Origin of the sequence: Aquicella siphonis, assembly GCF_902459485.1 — a bacterium.
Taxonomy (GTDB): Bacteria; Pseudomonadota; Gammaproteobacteria; order DSM-16500; family DSM-16500; genus Aquicella; species Aquicella siphonis.
Genome location: NZ_LR699119.1, coordinates 450,761 through 466,737 on the forward strand (window position 1 = coordinate 450,761; position 15,977 = coordinate 466,737).

General features: G+C 49.7%; 9 protein-coding genes, 7 tRNA genes and 3 rRNA genes. All 19 read left to right on the forward strand.

Annotated elements, in window-relative coordinates:
* The 19 genes from AQULUS_RS02115 to rpoB all read left to right on the forward strand — a co-directional run bounded on the left by AQULUS_RS02115 (position 1) and on the right by rpoB (position 15,937).
* Positions 1-1,539 (forward strand): 16S ribosomal RNA (locus AQULUS_RS02115).
* 146 nt (positions 1,540-1,685) lie between these two features.
* A tRNA-Ile gene (locus AQULUS_RS02120) sits at positions 1,686-1,762 on the forward strand.
* Positions 1,763-2,090: 328 nt separating this feature from the next.
* Positions 2,091-2,163: transfer RNA gene (locus tag AQULUS_RS02125), tRNA-Ala, on the forward strand.
* Between the two features lie 219 nt (positions 2,164-2,382).
* Positions 2,383-5,290, forward strand: a 23S ribosomal RNA gene (locus AQULUS_RS02130).
* 144 nt (positions 5,291-5,434) lie between these two features.
* Positions 5,435-5,549 (forward strand): 5S ribosomal RNA (gene rrf / locus AQULUS_RS02135).
* Together the 16S, 23S and 5S rRNA genes with 2 tRNA genes alongside form the textbook arrangement of a ribosomal RNA operon.
* Before the next feature lie 92 nt (positions 5,550-5,641).
* Positions 5,642-5,917, forward strand: a complete 276-nt coding sequence (locus AQULUS_RS02140; RefSeq protein ID WP_148338178.1) for a hypothetical protein — start codon at positions 5,642-5,644, stop codon at positions 5,915-5,917.
* Between the two features lie 163 nt (positions 5,918-6,080).
* Positions 6,081-6,153, forward strand: a tRNA-Thr gene (locus AQULUS_RS02145).
* A gap of 215 nt (positions 6,154-6,368) precedes the next feature.
* A tRNA-Tyr gene (locus tag AQULUS_RS02150) sits at positions 6,369-6,451 on the forward strand.
* A 112-nt stretch (positions 6,452-6,563) separates the two neighbouring features.
* Positions 6,564-6,634 (forward strand) — tRNA-Gly (locus AQULUS_RS02155).
* A 13-nt stretch (positions 6,635-6,647) separates the two neighbouring features.
* A tRNA-Thr gene (locus tag AQULUS_RS02160) sits at positions 6,648-6,720 on the forward strand.
* 144 nt (positions 6,721-6,864) lie between these two features.
* Complete coding sequence (gene tuf, locus AQULUS_RS02165) at positions 6,865-8,055, forward strand: elongation factor Tu (RefSeq protein ID WP_148338180.1); 1,191 nt, start codon at positions 6,865-6,867, stop codon at positions 8,053-8,055.
* A 13-nt stretch (positions 8,056-8,068) separates the two neighbouring features.
* Positions 8,069-8,141: transfer RNA gene (locus AQULUS_RS02170), tRNA-Trp, on the forward strand.
* A gap of 32 nt (positions 8,142-8,173) precedes the next feature.
* Positions 8,174-8,575 carry a preprotein translocase subunit SecE gene (gene secE, locus AQULUS_RS02175; protein ID WP_408608920.1) on the forward strand — a complete coding sequence of 134 codons (402 nt, stop codon included), beginning with the start codon at positions 8,174-8,176 and terminating at the stop codon, positions 8,573-8,575.
* Between the two features lie 29 nt (positions 8,576-8,604).
* Entirely contained in the window at positions 8,605-9,159 is a 555-nt protein-coding gene (nusG, locus tag AQULUS_RS02180) for a transcription termination/antitermination protein NusG (RefSeq protein ID WP_456298080.1), read from the forward strand.
* 111 nt (positions 9,160-9,270) lie between these two features.
* The gene (gene rplK / locus AQULUS_RS02185) at positions 9,271-9,720 is read left to right on the forward strand and encodes a 50S ribosomal protein L11 (RefSeq protein WP_148338182.1); all 450 of its coding nucleotides are present in this window, start codon (positions 9,271-9,273) and stop codon (positions 9,718-9,720) included.
* Position 9,721: 1 nt separating this feature from the next.
* Positions 9,722-10,417: a 50S ribosomal protein L1 gene (gene rplA / locus AQULUS_RS02190; RefSeq protein ID WP_148338185.1), complete on the forward strand. Its 696-nt coding sequence runs from the start codon at positions 9,722-9,724 to the stop codon at positions 10,415-10,417.
* Between the two features lie 375 nt (positions 10,418-10,792).
* On the forward strand, positions 10,793-11,323 hold the full coding sequence (rplJ, locus tag AQULUS_RS02195; RefSeq protein ID WP_148338187.1) for a 50S ribosomal protein L10: 531 nt from the start codon (positions 10,793-10,795) through the stop codon (positions 11,321-11,323).
* Between the two features lie 44 nt (positions 11,324-11,367).
* Positions 11,368-11,742 carry a 50S ribosomal protein L7/L12 gene (rplL, locus tag AQULUS_RS02200; protein ID WP_148338189.1) on the forward strand — a complete coding sequence of 125 codons (375 nt, stop codon included), beginning with the start codon at positions 11,368-11,370 and terminating at the stop codon, positions 11,740-11,742.
* 118 nt (positions 11,743-11,860) lie between these two features.
* A complete protein-coding gene (gene rpoB / locus AQULUS_RS02205) occupies positions 11,861-15,937 on the forward strand; it encodes a DNA-directed RNA polymerase subunit beta (protein ID WP_148338191.1) in 4,077 nt (1,358 codons plus the stop codon).
* The last annotated feature ends 40 nt before the right edge of the window (positions 15,938-15,977 follow it).

The following is a 15,977-nucleotide window of genomic DNA, read 5'->3' on the forward strand; positions in this document are numbered from 1 at the left end:
GAAGTGGAGAGTTTGATCATGGCTCAGATTGAACGCTGGCGGCACGCCTAACACATGCAAGTCGAGCGGTAGCAGGGCTAGTAGCAATACTAGCTGCTGACGAGCGGCGGACGGGTGAGGAATACGTAGGAACCTGCCCTCAAGCGGGGGATAACCAAGGGAAACTTTGGCTAATACCGCATAATCTCGAGAGAGTAAAGCTGCCCGCGAGGGTGGCACTTGAGGAGGGGCCTGCGTCCGATTAGCTAGTTGGTGAGGTAAAGGCTCACCAAGGCGGTGATCGGTAACTGGTCTGAGAGGACGACCAGTCACACTGGGACTGAGACACGGCCCAGACTCCTACGGGAGGCAGCAGTGGGGAATATTGGACAATGGGGGCAACCCTGATCCAGCGATGCCGCGTGAGTGAAGAAGGCCCTCGGGTCGTAAAGCTCTTTAGGTTGGGAAGAAGTGTGCCCGGTGAATATCCGGGTATGTTGACGGTACCGACAGAATAAGCACCGGCAAACTCTGTGCCAGCAGCCGCGGTAATACAGAGGGTGCGAGCGTTAATCGGAGTTACTGGGCGTAAAGGGCGCGTAGGCGGTAAGATGTGTGTGGTGTGAAAGCCCCGGGCTTAACCTGGGAAGTGCATCGCAAACTATCTAACTGGAGTATATGAGAGGGTGGCGGAATTTCCGGTGTAGCGGTGAAATGCGTAGAGATCGGAAGGAACGTCAATGGCGAAGGCAGCCACCTGGCATAATACTGACGCTGAGGCGCGAAAGCGTGGGGAGCGAACAGGATTAGATACCCTGGTAGTCCACGCTGTAAACGATGAGGACTAAATGTTGGTAGGGGAACCTATCAGTATTGAAGCTAACGCGATAAGTCTTCCGCCTGGGAAGTACGGCCGCAAGGTTGAAACTCAAATGAATTGACGGGGGCCCGCACAAGCGGTGGAGCATGTGGTTTAATTCGATGCAACGCGAAGAACCTTACCTACCCTTGACATCCTGCGAATCCCGATGAGAGTTGGGAGTGCCGAAAGGAACGCAGAGACAGGTGCTGCATGGCTGTCGTCAGCTCGTGTTGTGAGATGTTGGGTTAAGTCCCGTAACGAGCGCAACCCTTGTCCTTAGTTGCCAGCATTTAGTTGGGGACTCTAAGGAGACTGCCGGTGAGGAACCGGAGGAAGGCGGGGACGACGTCAAGTCATCATGGCCTTTATGGGTAGGGCTACACACGTGCTACAATGGGGCGTACAGAGGGTCGCGAACCCGCGAGGGGGAGCTAATCTCATAAAGCGTCTCGTAGTCCGGATTGGAGTCTGCAACTCGACTCCATGAAGTTGGAATCGCTAGTAATCGCGAATCAGCAACGTCGCGGTGAATACGTTCCCGGGCCTTGTACACACCGCCCGTCACGTCATGGGAGTGGATGGTACCAGAAGTGGGTAGTTGAACCGAAAGGGAGACGCTTACCACGGTATGATTCATGACTGGGACGAAGTCGTAACAAGGTAGCCGTAGGGGAACCTGTGGCTGGATCACCTCCTTACTATATTGAAGGTACTGACCGCCGGTGGCGGGAAGTGCCGATCAGCCGCGAGGCTGAAGTAAAGATAGATCGCACACTTGGGAAGGCGCGCACATAAATCACTCTTGAGGCTTGTGTAAGAGAAGAGATTGAGAAGAGACCCTGCGGGGCCTGTAGCTCAGTTGGTTAGAGCACACGCTTGATAAGCGTGGGGTCGGTGGTTCAAGTCCACCCAGGCCCACCAACGAGAGTGTGAGGGCGGGCTGTTTTTGAGTTAGAGCCGCATTGATAGTGGTAAAGCAATGGGGTTTCTTAAGGGAAGAAACGCAGTTCTACCCTTAAGTCGCAAGCGAGGGCTTTGCCCGAGCGAAGCGATAGGTGAAGGAGCACAAAGCGTTTAGCTCTTTGGCTGGATCAAGGCTAAAGAGGTAAGGGTTTGAAGTTGCGCTGGATGATTTGAGTTAGAGCCGCATTGATAGTGGTAAAGCAATGGGGTTTCTTAAGGGGAGAAACGCAGTTCTACCCTTAAGTCGCAAGCGAGGGCTTTGCCCGAGCGAAGCGATAGGAACATCGGGGCCATAGCTCAGCTGGGAGAGCATCTGCTTTGCAAGCAGGGGGTCGTCGGTTCGATCCCGACTGGCTCCAGGAAAGAAGAGAACAGAAGATAGGATTCGGTGTTTAAGAGAGTTATCTTCTGATCTCTAGACGGGACAGAAAGTTCTTTAACAATTTGGTTGAAATAAAGCGAAGTACACTGGGTGTATTTACTCAAGTTAACTTTAGTAAAATGCATATGATCCTGGTGGTTGCTGCTGGATATTGCGCGCGAGCGTGATATGGAGCGGAGACGATTTGGGGTTATATGGTCAAGAAATTAAGCGCACAGGGTGAATGCCTTGGCAGTAAGAGGCGAAGAAAGACGTGGCAGCCTGCGAAAAGCCCCGGGGAGCTGGCAACAAGCTTTGATCCGAGGATATCTGAATGGGGAAACCCGACAGGAGAGATCCTGTCATCCTGGACTGAATACATAGGTCCAGAGAAGCGAACGTAGGGAACTGAAACATCTAAGTACCTATAGGAAAAGAAATCAACCGAGATTTCCCTAGTAGTGGCGAGCGAACGGGAAGCAGCCTGAACGTGGAAAGCATTGACTACTTAGCAGAATGGTTTGGAAAGGCCAGCCGTAGAGGGTGATAGCCCCGTATGTGAAAAGTAGTGGATGTGCAAGCGTTCGAAAAGTAGGACGGGACACGTGAAATCCTGTTTGAAGATGGGGGGACCATCCTCCAAGGCTAAATACTCCTTACTGACCGATAGTGAACAAGTACCGTGAGGGAAAGGCGAAAAGAACCCCGGAGAGGGGAGTGAAATAGAACCTGAAACCGTGTGCGTACAAGCAGTGGAAGCCGGAGTAATCTGGTGACTGCGTACCTTTTGTATAATGGGTCAGCGAGTTAATAGTGTTGGCGAGCTTAACCGAATAGGGGAGGCGAAGGGAAACCGAGTCCGAAATGGGCGTTAAGTCGGCATTATTAGACCCGAAGCCGGGCGATCTAGCCATGACCAGGGTGAAGGGACGGTAACACGTTCTGGAGGCCCGAACTCACTACTGTTGAAAAAGTAGGAGATGAGTTGTGGCTAGGAGTGAAAGGCTAAACAAGCCCGGAGATAGCTGGTTCTCCTCGAAAGCTATTTAGGTAGTGCCTTGTGAGGTTCTTTGCGGGGGTAGAGCACTGTGCCGGCTAGGGGGACGTGATAGTCCTACCAAACCGATGCAAACTCCGAATACCGCAAAGCCATATCACAGGAGACACACGGCGGGTGATAAGGTCCGTCGTGAAGAGGGAAAAAGCCCAGACCGTCAGCTAAGGTCCCCAAGAGATAGTTAAGTGGTAAACGATGTGAGAAGGCCGAGACAGCCAGGAAGTTGGCTTAGAAGCAGCCATCTTTTAAAGAAAGCGTAATAGCTCACTGGTCGAGTCGGCTTGCGCGGAAGATGTAACGGGGCTAAAACTATCCACCGAAGCTACGGATCCGTACATTAGTACGGGTGGTAGAGGAGCGTTCTGTAAGTCTGTGAAGGTGTCCTGAGAGGGATGCTGGAGATATCAGAAGTGCGAATGCTGACATGAGTAACGATAATGCGAGAGAAAAACTCGCACGCCGAAAGTCCAAGGTTTCCTGCGCGACGGTAATCGACGCAGGGTGAGTCGGCCCCTAAGGTGAGGCTGAGAAGCGTAGCTGATGGGAAGCAGGTTAATATTCCTGCACTTGGTGACTGGAGCGAAGGGGGGACGGAGAAAGCTAGGCTAGCTGGGTGTTGGTTGTCCCAGTTTAAGCATGTAGGAAGAATGAGTAGGCAAATCCGCTCATTCCTATTCTGAGGTGTGATGACGACCCCGCACACGTTGCGGGGGAAGTAGTTGATGCTAAGCTTCCAGGAAAATCCTCTAAGTGTTGAAAGTCATTGAACCGTACCGCAAACCGACACAGGTGGACAAGTTGAGAATACTAAGGCGCTTGAGAGAACTCGGGTGAAGGAACTAGGCAAATTGACACCGTAACTTCGGGAGAAGGTGTGCCTCTGTTAGGTGAGAGCCCTGCGGCTTAAGCTGAGAGAGGTTGCAAAGAATCGGTGGCTGCGACTGTTTATTAAAAACACAGCACTCTGCAAACTCGAAAGAGGAAGTATAGGGTGTGACGCCTGCCCGGTGCCGGAAGGTTAAGTGATGGGGTTAGCGCAAGCGAAGCTCTTGATCGAAGCCCCGGTAAACGGCGGCCGTAACTATAACGGTCCTAAGGTAGCGAAATTCCTTGTCGGGTAAGTTCCGACCTGCACGAAAGGCGTAACGATAGCCACACTGTCTCCACCCGAGACTCAGTGAAGTTGAATTTGCTGTGAAGATGCAGTGTACCCGCGGCAAGACGGAAAGACCCCGTGCACCTTTACTATAGCTTTGCACTGGACTTTGAGCGTTTCTGTGTAGGATAGGTGGGAGGCTTTGAAACCTGGGCGCTAGCTCAGGTGGAGCCGACCTTGAAATACCACCCTGAAATGCTTGGGGCTCTAACCTAATCTCGTAATCCGGGATGGGGACAGTGCATGGTGGGTAGTTTGACTGGGGCGGTCTCCTCCCAAAGAGTAACGGAGGAGTACGAAGGTCCACTCAGCGCGGTCGGACATCGCGCAGTGCGTATAAGAGCAAAAGTGGGCTTGACTGCGAGACTGACGGGTCGAGCAGGTACGAAAGTAGGTTCTAGTGATCCGGTGGTTCTGTATGGAAGGGCCATCGCTCAACGGATAAAAGGTACGCCGGGGATAACAGGCTGATACCGCCCAAGAGTTCATATCGACGGCGGTGTTTGGCACCTCGATGTCGGCTCATCACATCCTGGGGCTGAAGCCGGTCCCAAGGGTATGGCTGTTCGCCATTTAAAGTGGTACGCGAGCTGGGTTTAGAACGTCGTGAGACAGTTCGGTCCCTATCTGCCGTGGGCGTTTGAGATTTGAGGGGAGTTGCTCCTAGTACGAGAGGACCGGAGTGAACGTACCTCTGGTGTTCCGGTTGTCACGCCAGTGGCATTGCCGGGTAGCTATGTACGGAAGAGATAACCGCTGAAAGCATCTAAGCGGGAAGCTCGCCCCAAGATGAGATCTCACGAGCGTAAGCTCCTGTAGGTCCGTTGGAGACCACAACGTTGATAGGCTGGGTGTGAACGTACAGTAATGTATTTAGCTAACCAGTACTAATTGACCGTGCGACTTGACCATATAACACCCAAGTCGTTTGATGAAAGTGTACTTCGCAATTATCCTGAGCACGCGGTGCGGGAAATCCCCTGGAAGCAGAGGAACCTTACGCCGCACAAAGCTTCAGGACGGCAGTTCAACCTGTGCCGTTTCAACCAGTTACTGCCTGGCGACCAGAGCAAGTGGGTACCACCTGATCCCATCTCGAACTCAGAAGTGAAACCATTTAGCGCCTATGATAGTGTGGGTTTATCCATGCCAAAGTCGGTCATCGCCAGGCTCTTTTTCCTAAAGCCCCTGCAATTAATCCTTGCAGGGGCTTTTTGTTTAGATAATTACTATAAATTGAACTTAGCATGGAGGAGAGATTGCATGAGTAGCAGCCGCAATAACAATTCAAATCAAGATTCTACGGCAGTAATTTGTGAGCTTCTTGGCATATGCTGCGGAACATTGGCAGCCATTCAGGAAGAACGCGAAGCTGAGCGGCAGCATATTTTAGGCAATCATGGTGAGGCAGAAAGACATCTACATCAGGCTGCTGCGAGATATCATGCTATGGGCGCCCACGAGGCGGAGAGAGACCTTGAGAGCCAGGCAGAGGCAGAGCACAATGAACATCGTAACGACACTTGTTGTTTCATGTAAATCTATTGTTGTTTCATAAAATGGAAGGAAGTTTTACCTCTTTGTCATTGCTTTGGTAAGAAAAAGCTTTTCTTCAATGGACTAATATTTTTTATTAGTAGATTTATTATAATCGTTGCTATTTTTCATATGATATAGCTAAAATTGCACCCCTAACTAAGGCGCTGGCATAGCTCAGTTGGTAGAGCAGCTGATTTGTAATCAGCAGGTCGTCGGTTCGAGTCCGACTGCCAGCTTTGTCAAGACTTAACAAGTTCTTATTTTCTAAATTCCGCTCCTGAGATTCAAATACATAAACAGGGTTTGTTTAGCGAACCGCTGTGTCAATCATTTTTCCGGAGTCATGATTGTATATGCCAAAAAAGCGCCAAGTTATTAAAATTTTCGAATTATTTTCCTCATGTGATTGACATAATTACGGCTATAAAGCAAAATTCCCGCTCGATTTTCAGGAGGGGTTCCCGAGCGGCCAAAGGGATCAGACTGTAAATCTGACGGCTTACGCCTTCGAAGGTTCGAATCCTTCCCCCTCCAATTCTGGATACCAGAAACTGGATTTTTCGCTGGCATGGTATTGTTACTGCCCTGTATACACGAGCAGCGGTTTTGTGCCGGATAACAGATTCTAGTTTCTGGTAACTAGAAAGCGGGTGTAGTTCAATGGTAGAACTTCAGCCTTCCAAGCTGATAGCGTGGGTTCGATTCCCATCACCCGCTCACCTAGAGCAGCGCCCACATAGCTCAGTCGGTAGAGCACTTCCTTGGTAAGGAAGAGGTGACCGGTTCGATTCCGGTTGTGGGCTATATGATCAGAAATCAAAAACAGAATGGAGAATGTCTTCATTTTCGTGTATATAGAGATGTTCGCCAAAACATCTCCATTGGTTTTTGTTTTCTGATTTCTAACATGAAATGTGGCTTTACTTATTTAAAGAGGAGCGTACACGATGAGCAAGCAAGTATTTGAGCGTACGAAACCGCACGTTAACGTAGGAACGATAGGCCACGTTGACCATGGTAAGACGACATTGACAGCGGCATTAACGAGCATATTGGCGAAGAAGTATGGCGGTGAAGCGCGCGCCTACGATCAGATAGACAATGCGCCGGAAGAGAAGGCGCGAGGTATCACGATTGCGACATCGCACGTGGAATATCAGTCAGACAAGAGACATTACGCGCATGTGGACTGTCCTGGCCACGCGGATTATGTGAAGAACATGATTACGGGCGCGGCGCAGATGGACGGAGCGATCCTGGTGGTTTCGGCGGCGGACGGTCCTATGCCGCAGACACGTGAGCACATTTTGCTTGCGAGACAGGTAGGGGTGCCATACATAGTGGTGTACCTGAACAAGGCGGACATGGTGGATGATAAGGAATTGCTGGAATTGGTAGAGATGGAAGTGAGGGATTTGCTGACCCAATACCAGTTTCCTGGTGACAAGACGCCGGTAGTGATAGGCAGTGCGTTGAAGGCGCTGGAAGGTGACGAGAGTGAGATTGGTGTGCCATCGATCTACAAGCTGGTGGAAGTGATGGATGAGTACATACCGATACCGGAAAGGCCGATAGACCAGCCGTTTTTGCTGCCGATTGAAGACGTGTTTTCGATCTCGGGCCGAGGGACGGTGGTAACGGGCCGAATTGAGCGCGGGATAGTGAAAGTGGGAGAGGAATTGGAGATTGTGGGCCTGAAGCCGACGATCAAGACGACTTGCACCGGGGTAGAGATGTTTCGCAAGCTGCTGGATGAAGGCCGTGCAGGGGATAACGTGGGAGTATTGCTGCGTGGGACGAAGCGTGAAGAAGTTGAACGTGGACAAGTACTGGCAAAGCCGGGTAGTATAACGCCCCACACGAAATTTGAAGCGGAAGTGTATGTGTTGTCGAAAGAAGAAGGCGGACGTCATACACCGTTCTTCAAGGGATACCGACCCCAGTTTTATTTCAGGACGACGGACGTGACGGGAGAGGTACAGTTGCCGGAAGGTGTGGAGATGGTGATGCCGGGAGATAACATCAAGATGGTGGTCACATTGATAGCGCCGGTGGCGATGGAAGAAGGTGTGCGATTTGCAATTCGCGAAGGTGGCCGTACGGTCGGTGCTGGTGTTGTCGCTAAAGTGATTCAGTAACGGCGTTAACATTAGGCCAGTAGCTCAATTGGCAGAGCGGCGGTCTCCAAAACCGCAGGTTGGGGGTTCGAGACCCTCCTGGCCTGATTTAATTGGATAACTAAAGAGAAGCAGTAGCGTGAAATCAAAGGCAAATGTAATGGTGTTAAAAGCTGAGAATCAGGGAGAAGCGCGGCTGGACTGGCTTAAGTGGTTGGTTGCTCTTGCTTTATTGCTTGCCGGATTGATTGGTAATCATTATTATAGCGAAGTTTCTATGCCTTTACGCATGCTCGCGTGGGTGGGTGTACTGGCGGTTTCCGGTTTTGTCGCATCCAGAACGCAAAAAGGCAGGTGGGTGGTTGATTTTTTTCGTGATTCACGAGCAGAGCTGAGAAAAGTAGTCTGGCCAACTCGTGAAGAAACCATGCAGACAACATTGGTTGTGGCTGCAATGGTCGTTATTTTGGCGCTTTTATTGTGGGGCATGGATGGCGTACTGGTTTGGTTGATTGGCTGGTTGACCGGGCAAAGAAGCTAAGTATTTGAGTGATGAGGGGAATTTAAAATATGGCAACAGATCAGACAATGCCAAAGAAGCGCTGGTATGTTGTGCACGCCTATTCCGGGTTCGAAAAATACGTCATGCAAGCTTTGCGTGAGCGTATACGTCTGGATGGCGTTGAAGAGAAGTTTGGTGAAATCCTGGTTCCAACCGAAGAAGTGGTTGAGTTGCGAGGCGGCCAAAAGCGCAAGAGTGAGCGCAAATTTTTTCCTGGCTACGTGCTGGTCGAAATGGTGATGGATGAGCAAACCTGGCATCTTGTCAGGTCCATACCAAAAGTATTGGGTTTTATTGGCGGTACAAGTGATAAGCCGGCTCCTATCAGTCCAAAAGAAGCTGAAACCATTTTGCAGCGCATGCAAGACAGCAGCGAGAAACCGAAGCCAAAAGTCTTGTTTGAGGTGGGTGAAGTTGTCCGTGTCATCGATGGGCCTTTTGCCGACTTTAATGGTGTGGTGGAAGAAGTCAATTATGAGAAGAGCAGGTTGCGGGTAGCCGTCATGATTTTTGGCCGCTCTACTCCAGTCGAGTTACAGTTTGATCAAGTCGAAAAAGGGTAATGTTCTATGCATTCATGCCTGTCTAAGCAGGTGTGTATGGGTTTTTTTGTCAGTGTTTTGTGTTAAAGGGGAGCCGAAAGGCGTTTGTACCCAAATAAATGAGGTAATGTTATGTCAGCTCCAAGATCAAAGAAGAAGATAAAAGCCTTTATCAAGCTGCAAATTACAGGCGGCGCAGCGAACCCTAGTCCGCCGGTAGGTCCGGCTCTGGGTCAGCAGGGTGTGAATATTATGGAGTTTTGCAAGGCGTTCAACGCACAGACGCAAACACCTGATAAGCAAGGCAAACCATTGCCTGTCGTCATTACAGTGTATGAAGACAGAAGTTTTACCTTTGTTACCAAAACGCCTCCAGCAACCTATTTAATTAAAGAGGCTGCTAAGATACAAAAAGGCAGCAGCACCCCCAATACCAATAAGGTTGGCAAACTTACCCGCAAGCAGCTGGAAGAAATCGCCAAGATCAAGATGGCTGATTTGACTGCTGCTGATCTGGATGCGGCAGTTCGCTCCATAGCAGGTAGTGCTCGCAGTATGGGTATTGATTCGGAGGGTGTATAAGATGCCAAAGTTAACAAAACGCGCGCGTTCAATTCGTGAATTGCTGGTTCCTGGCAAGCTGTATAGCCCACAGGAAGCCTTTGAATTATTTCAAAAGTTACCAAAGACCAAGTTTAGGGAAAGCGTTGATTTATCAGTTAACCTGGGTGTGGATCCACGGAAATCCGATCAAGCTGTCAGAGGTGCCGTTCTACTGCCCAAGGGTACAGGCCGTACTATTCGCATCGCTGTGATTACTTCATCGGCTCATGCAGACGCCGCCAAAAAGGCAGGTGCTGATCTGGTAGGCCTTGAAGATGTGGCTGAACAAATCAAGGGCGGCAAGATTGAGTTTGATGTGTTGCTTGCGACACCGGATGCCATGCGGGTGGTGGGGCAGCTGGGCCAAATCCTGGGTCCACGCGGCTTGATGCCAAACCCCAAAGACGGAACAGTGACAGCGGATATTGCTAATGCTGTTAAAAACGCTAAAATGGGTCAGGTTCGATATCGTACCGATAAAGCGGGTGTGGTACACTGTACGATTGGTAAAATTGACTTCAACCCAGCAGATCTTGCTGAGAATCTTGATGCTGTGCTAGCGGCTCTTAAAAAGGCTAAGCCCAGCACATCCAAAGGTAATTATTTTAAAAAGATTACACTGTCAACCACCATGGGCCCGGGATTGTCACTGGATATCTCAGGCTTGGGACTGTAGTTGACTATGATTTGATGTAACTGTCTGAGATGACAGTGCGTTGACCCTGGAGGCGGCAGATGATGCATTCTCACGCCGCATGTGGATCAGGGTAAGGTTTGACGTGGCTTTGCTTATGCCAATGCCCGTCAGAGACCGTAGGTGTCCTGCTTAGGGGATTACTCGAGGCAGGCATAATTGACTAACAGGTCAACCTACGCAGACGGTGATGCCAGTAACTGGCATTGCTGTTTAAAGGAGCCTGTTGCCGGACTGGCGGCAGACGCAATAGTCGATGTCCTGCGTTTATGTGCAGAGCATGGTCTGAAGCGCTACTGCCAGATGTAGGCATAAGGTGTAACTGGAAATGGCAATGATCCGACGTGGAGGTAGTAAGTGGTATTAAAGATAGACGATAAAAAGGCCATTGTTAGTGAGGTTGCCGATGTTGCAAAACAAGCTGTATCGCTAGTTGCTGCGGAATATAGCGGATTGACTGTTGCTCAATTGACACAACTCAGAAAGTCCGCGCGCGAAGCAGGTGTGTATATGCGTGTTGTGCGTAATACGCTGGCTAGAAGAGCGCTGGAAGGAACCCAGTTTGCTTGTATGCAACAGGAATTGGTTGGGCCGTTAGTACTGGCTTTTTCAAAAGAAGATCCAGGTGCGGCTGCGCGTGTTATCAGAAATTTTGTCAAAGAAAATGAAAAGCTTAAGGTCAAGGCACTGGCTGTAGAAAACCAGTTGTTGCCGCCTGAAGGCTTGCATACTCTTGCAAATCTGCCTACACGTGAAGAAGCCATTGCTCAACTGATGTCAGTCATGAAAGCGCCAATCACCAAACTGGTACGCACCATGGCAGAACCTCATGCGAAACTGGTTCGAACTATCGCAGCTATTCGCGACGCGAAACAGGCAGCTGCATAACTTTTTAAAATTTGTAACTATACTTAAAGTTGGAGTGTTTAGAGATGGCAGTAAGCAAAGAAGATATTCTTGAAGCTATATCACAAATGAGCGTTATGGATGTCGTTGAGTTAATCAAATCGATGGAAGACAAATTCGGTGTTTCCGCAGCCGCTGTGGCTGTGGCTGCTCCAGCCGCAGGTCCTGCTGCTGCAGCTGTTGAAGAAAAGACTGAATTTAACGTTATCTTGGCTAAAGCTGGCGATAACAAAATCAATGTAATCAAGGTCGTACGTGAAATCACCGGCCTGGGCTTGAAAGAAGCTAAAGATCTCGTTGAGGGTGCGCCAAGGGCTGTGAAGGAAGGAATTGCCAAAGCTGCAGCTGAAGACATCAAGAAAAAATTAACAGAAGCGGGAGCAACAGTTGAGATTAAGTAAGCCTCCTGTTAAGTTCTTGTTTTGTTGTTAACTTTGTTATGGCCGGTGATTAGGCTAGTCGCCGGCTTTTCCTTTATTTCGCTTTGTAGTTGATCACGCAGACACAGAGGTATCACACATGGGTTCAACCTACTCATATACTGAGAAAAAGCGGATTCGTAAAAATTTCGGCAAACTTCTAAGTGCTATTGAAGTGCCTTCATTGCTTGCGATCCAGATGGATTCATACCGCAAGTTTCTAGAAGCTAACGGCGAATCAGACAAACTCGGCTCTAGCGGCTTGCATGGCGTGTTTTCGTCAGTCTTTCCTATCAGCAGTTTATCAGGATACGCAGCTTTAGAATATGTGAGTTACAGGCTGGGTGAACCTATTTTTGATGTAAAAGAATGTAAAATGCGCGGTTTGACTTATGCCGCGCCATTGCGTGTTAAGCTGCGTCTGGTCCATTATGACCGCGAAGCTGAAGCTGGTACGCAAGTCGTCAAGGATGTAAAGGAACAGGAAGTCTACATGGGTGAAGTCCCGCTCATGACAGAACACGGGACATTTGTTATCAATGGCACTGAGCGTGTAGTGGTTTCCCAGTTGCACCGCTCACCAGGCGTCTTTTTTGAACATGACAAGGGCAAGACACATTCATCCGGCAAACTTTTGTTTTCTGCGCGTGTTATTCCTTACCGTGGGTCCTGGTTGGATTTTGAATTCGACCCGAAAGACAGCATACATGCGCGTATAGACCGCCGCCGCAAACTCCCGGTCACGATTTTGCTGCGCGCCCTGGGCATGTCTGTTGAAGAAATTCTGGCCACCTTCTTCGAAAACAATGTCTATGATATTGAAAACGGGAAGTTTGTTCTGCACCTTGTTTCTGAACGGCTGCGCGGTGAAATTGCTTCCTTTGAAGTCAAAAAAGCCGGCAAGGTCATCATAGAGAAGGGGCGCCGCATTACAGCGCGTCATATTGGACAGCTTGAAAAGGCAGGCATCAAACATCTTGAAGTTCCATCCGATTATCTCTTGGGAAAGGTACTGGCCAAGACAGTCATTAATCCTGAAACAGGCGAAGTGATAGGCAATGCCAATGATATCGTCACCGGTGATATGTTAAAGCAGCTGGCAGGATCTGGTGTCAAGCGTATTGAAACCCTGTATATCAATGATATCGATCGCGGACCTTATATTTCAGATACTTTGCGCGTCGATTCAACAACAAATGCACAGGAAGCTCTGGTTGAAATTTATCGCATGATGCGTCCGGGCGAACCGCCGACCAAGGAAGCGGCAGATGCCTTGTTTAAAAACCTGTTCTTTACTCCTGAACGCTATGATTTGTCCGATGTCGGCCGTATGAAGCTAAACCGTCGCGTTGGCAGAAGCGAGATTACCGGACCAGGCGTACTGTCCAAAGACGATATTATCGATGTGTTAAAAACATTGATTCGCATACGTAACGGTGAAGATGTGGTGGATGATATCGATCACCTTGGTAACCGTCGTGTCCGCTGCGTGGGTGAAATGACGGAAAACCAGTTCCGCATAGGCCTGGTGCGTGTAGAACGCGCTGTCAAGGAGCGCTTGAGTCTGCCGGATATTGAAGCTGTCATGCCTCAGGACATTATCAATGCGAAACCGATCTCAGCCGCGATCAAGGAGTTTTTTGGTTCCAGCCAGCTTTCTCAATTTATGGATCAGAATAACCCCTTGTCGGAAATTACACATAAACGCCGTGTTTCCGCTTTAGGGCCTGGCGGCTTGTCGCGTGAACGCGCCGGCTTTGAAGTGCGTGACGTTCATCCTACCCATTACGGCCGTGTTTGTCCTATTGAAACACCGGAAGGTCCGAATATCGGATTGATCAACTCTCTTGCTGTCTATGCGCGTACGAATGAATATGGCTTCCTGGAAACGCCTTATCGCAAGGTAGTGAATAATAAGGTGACAGATGAGGTGGTTTATCTTTCAGCGATTGAAGAAGGCGACTATGTCATTGCTCAGGCTAATGCGTCTGTTGACGACAAACGCCGTTTGACCGATACGCTTGTTCCGGTTAGGCATCGCAATGAATTTACATTTTCTACGCCTGACCGCGTACAGTTCATGGATGTATCGCCCAAACAAATCGTTTCGGTGGCGGCAGCCCTCATCCCCTTTCTGGAACATGACGACGCCAACCGCGCCTTGATGGGATCAAACATGCAGCGGCAAGCTGTTCCCACTCTTAAGACTGAAAAGCCTTTGGTTGGCACTGGCATCGAGCATCTGGTTGCTAAAGACTCAGGTGTCACGGTAGTTGCCAAACGCGGCGGCATTGTTGATTACGTGGATGCATCCCGTATTGTGGTGCGTGTTAATGAAGATGAAGCGGAACCTGGCAGCACCGGCGTTGATATCTATGGTCTGACAAAATACACCCGGACCAACCAGGACACTTGTATCAACCAGCGTCCTCTGGTTGCGATAGGTGATGTGATCGCAAAACAAGACGTATTGGCTGACGGCCAGTCGACTGACACCGGCGAATTAGCGCTGGGGCAAAACCTGCTGGTGGCCTTCATGCCCTGGAATGGATACAACTTTGAAGATTCCATCCTGATTTCTGAGCGTGTGGTTCAGGAAGACCGCTTTACCAGTATTCACATTGAGGAATTGACTTGCGTTGCGCGTGACACCAAGCTGGGGCCCGAAGAAATTACGGGTGATATCCCGAATGTCAGCGAAAGCGCTCTTTCCAAGCTGGATGAGTGCGGGATCGTTTATATAGGCGCGGAAGTCAACTCCGGAGATATTCTGGTAGGTAAGGTGACACCAAAAGGTGAAACCCAGCTCACACCAGAAGAAAAACTGCTGCGCGCTATCTTTGGCGAAAAAGCATCAGATGTGAAAGATACCTCGCTGCGTGTTCCGACTGGCATGGAAGGAACGGTGATTGATGTCCAGGTGTTCACGCGTGAAGGAGTCAAAAAAGATTCCCGCGTACAAGAAATTGAAAAGAATGAACTGGCAAAAGCCAAGCAGGATTTAAGCGATGAAATGCGTATCAAGGAAAATGATGTGTTTTCACGTGTTGAAAAATTGCTGCTCAACCGTACGGCTGAAGGCGGTCCTAATAAGCTGAAGAAGGGTTCCAAGATTACCAAGGCTTACCTTGGTGAACTGGCGCGTGAAAAATGGTTTGAAATCCACTTGAAAGATACCGCAGCCAGTAAACAGCTGGAATCAGCAGCCAAACAGATCAAAAAAATCAGGCTCGATTTTGAAAAGGCTTATGAAGCAAAACGTCAAAAAATCACTCAGAGTGACGATTTGGCTCCAGGCGTACTAAAGATTGTCAAAGTCTATCTCGCTGTCAAACGCCGCGTACAACCTGGCGACAAGATGGCTGGCCGTCACGGTAACAAAGGCGTGATATCCATGATTGTGCCGGTGGAAGATATGCCGTACCTGGCGGACGGTACTCCGGTTGATATCGTGTTGAACCCGTTAGGCGTACCTTCACGTATGAACGTTGGGCAGGTGCTGGAAACCCATCTGGGATGGGCGTCAAAAGAATTGGGACGCAAAGTCAGCCAGATGCTGGATGCGCAGCAGTCAGTGCGTAATCTCCGCCATTTCCTGAACCAGATTTACAGCGTTGGAAAGACAAAGGAAAGTCTGACCAGTCTGAATGATGATGAAGTCTTGACCCTCGCGAACAACTTGCGCGCAGGTGTGCCGTTCGGAACGCCTGTGTTTGACGGAGCGTCCGAAGAAGAAATCAAGACCATGCTTCAGCTTGCCGGTCTTCCTGAAACAGGCCAGGCCATATTGCATGACGGCCGTACTGGCGTCGCCTTTGACCGTCCTGTGACAGTGGGTTACATGTACATGATGAAGCTGAACCATCTGGTAGACGACAAGATGCACGCACGTTCGACCGGATCCTACAGTCTGGTAACCCAGCAGCCTTTGGGCGGTAAGGCCCAGTTCGGCGGCCAGCGGTTTGGTGAAATGGAAGTATGGGCGCTGGAAGCCTATGGCGCTGCCTATACCCTGCAGGAAATGTTGACAGTTAAATCAGACGACGTGACCGGACGCACCAAGATGTATAAAAACATCGTGGACAGCGAGCACTATATGGAGTCCAACATGCCGGAAGCCTTCAACGTGCTCATTAAGGAAATCCGTTCATTGGCGATCAACATCGAATTTGATTGATGGCCTTGTTTGCTCATCCGCAGCGATAAGGATGAGAATA

What these genes read in the sequence shown, in the direction of transcription:
- rplK (WP_148338182.1), top strand. Translation starts at nt 9,271, where the DNA reads ATGTCAGCTCCAAGATCAAAGAAGAAGATAAAAGCCTTTATCAAGCTG.
- rplA (WP_148338185.1), top strand. Translation starts at nt 9,722, where the DNA reads ATGCCAAAGTTAACAAAACGCGCGCGTTCAATTCGTGAATTGCTGGTT.
- rplL (WP_148338189.1), top strand. Translation starts at nt 11,368, where the DNA reads ATGGCAGTAAGCAAAGAAGATATTCTTGAAGCTATATCACAAATGAGC.
- nusG (WP_456298080.1), top strand. Translation starts at nt 8,605, where the DNA reads ATGGCAACAGATCAGACAATGCCAAAGAAGCGCTGGTATGTTGTGCAC.
- AQULUS_RS02140 (WP_148338178.1), top strand. Translation starts at nt 5,642, where the DNA reads ATGAGTAGCAGCCGCAATAACAATTCAAATCAAGATTCTACGGCAGTA.
- rpoB (WP_148338191.1), top strand. Translation starts at nt 11,861, where the DNA reads ATGGGTTCAACCTACTCATATACTGAGAAAAAGCGGATTCGTAAAAAT.
- tuf (WP_148338180.1), top strand. Translation starts at nt 6,865, where the DNA reads ATGAGCAAGCAAGTATTTGAGCGTACGAAACCGCACGTTAACGTAGGA.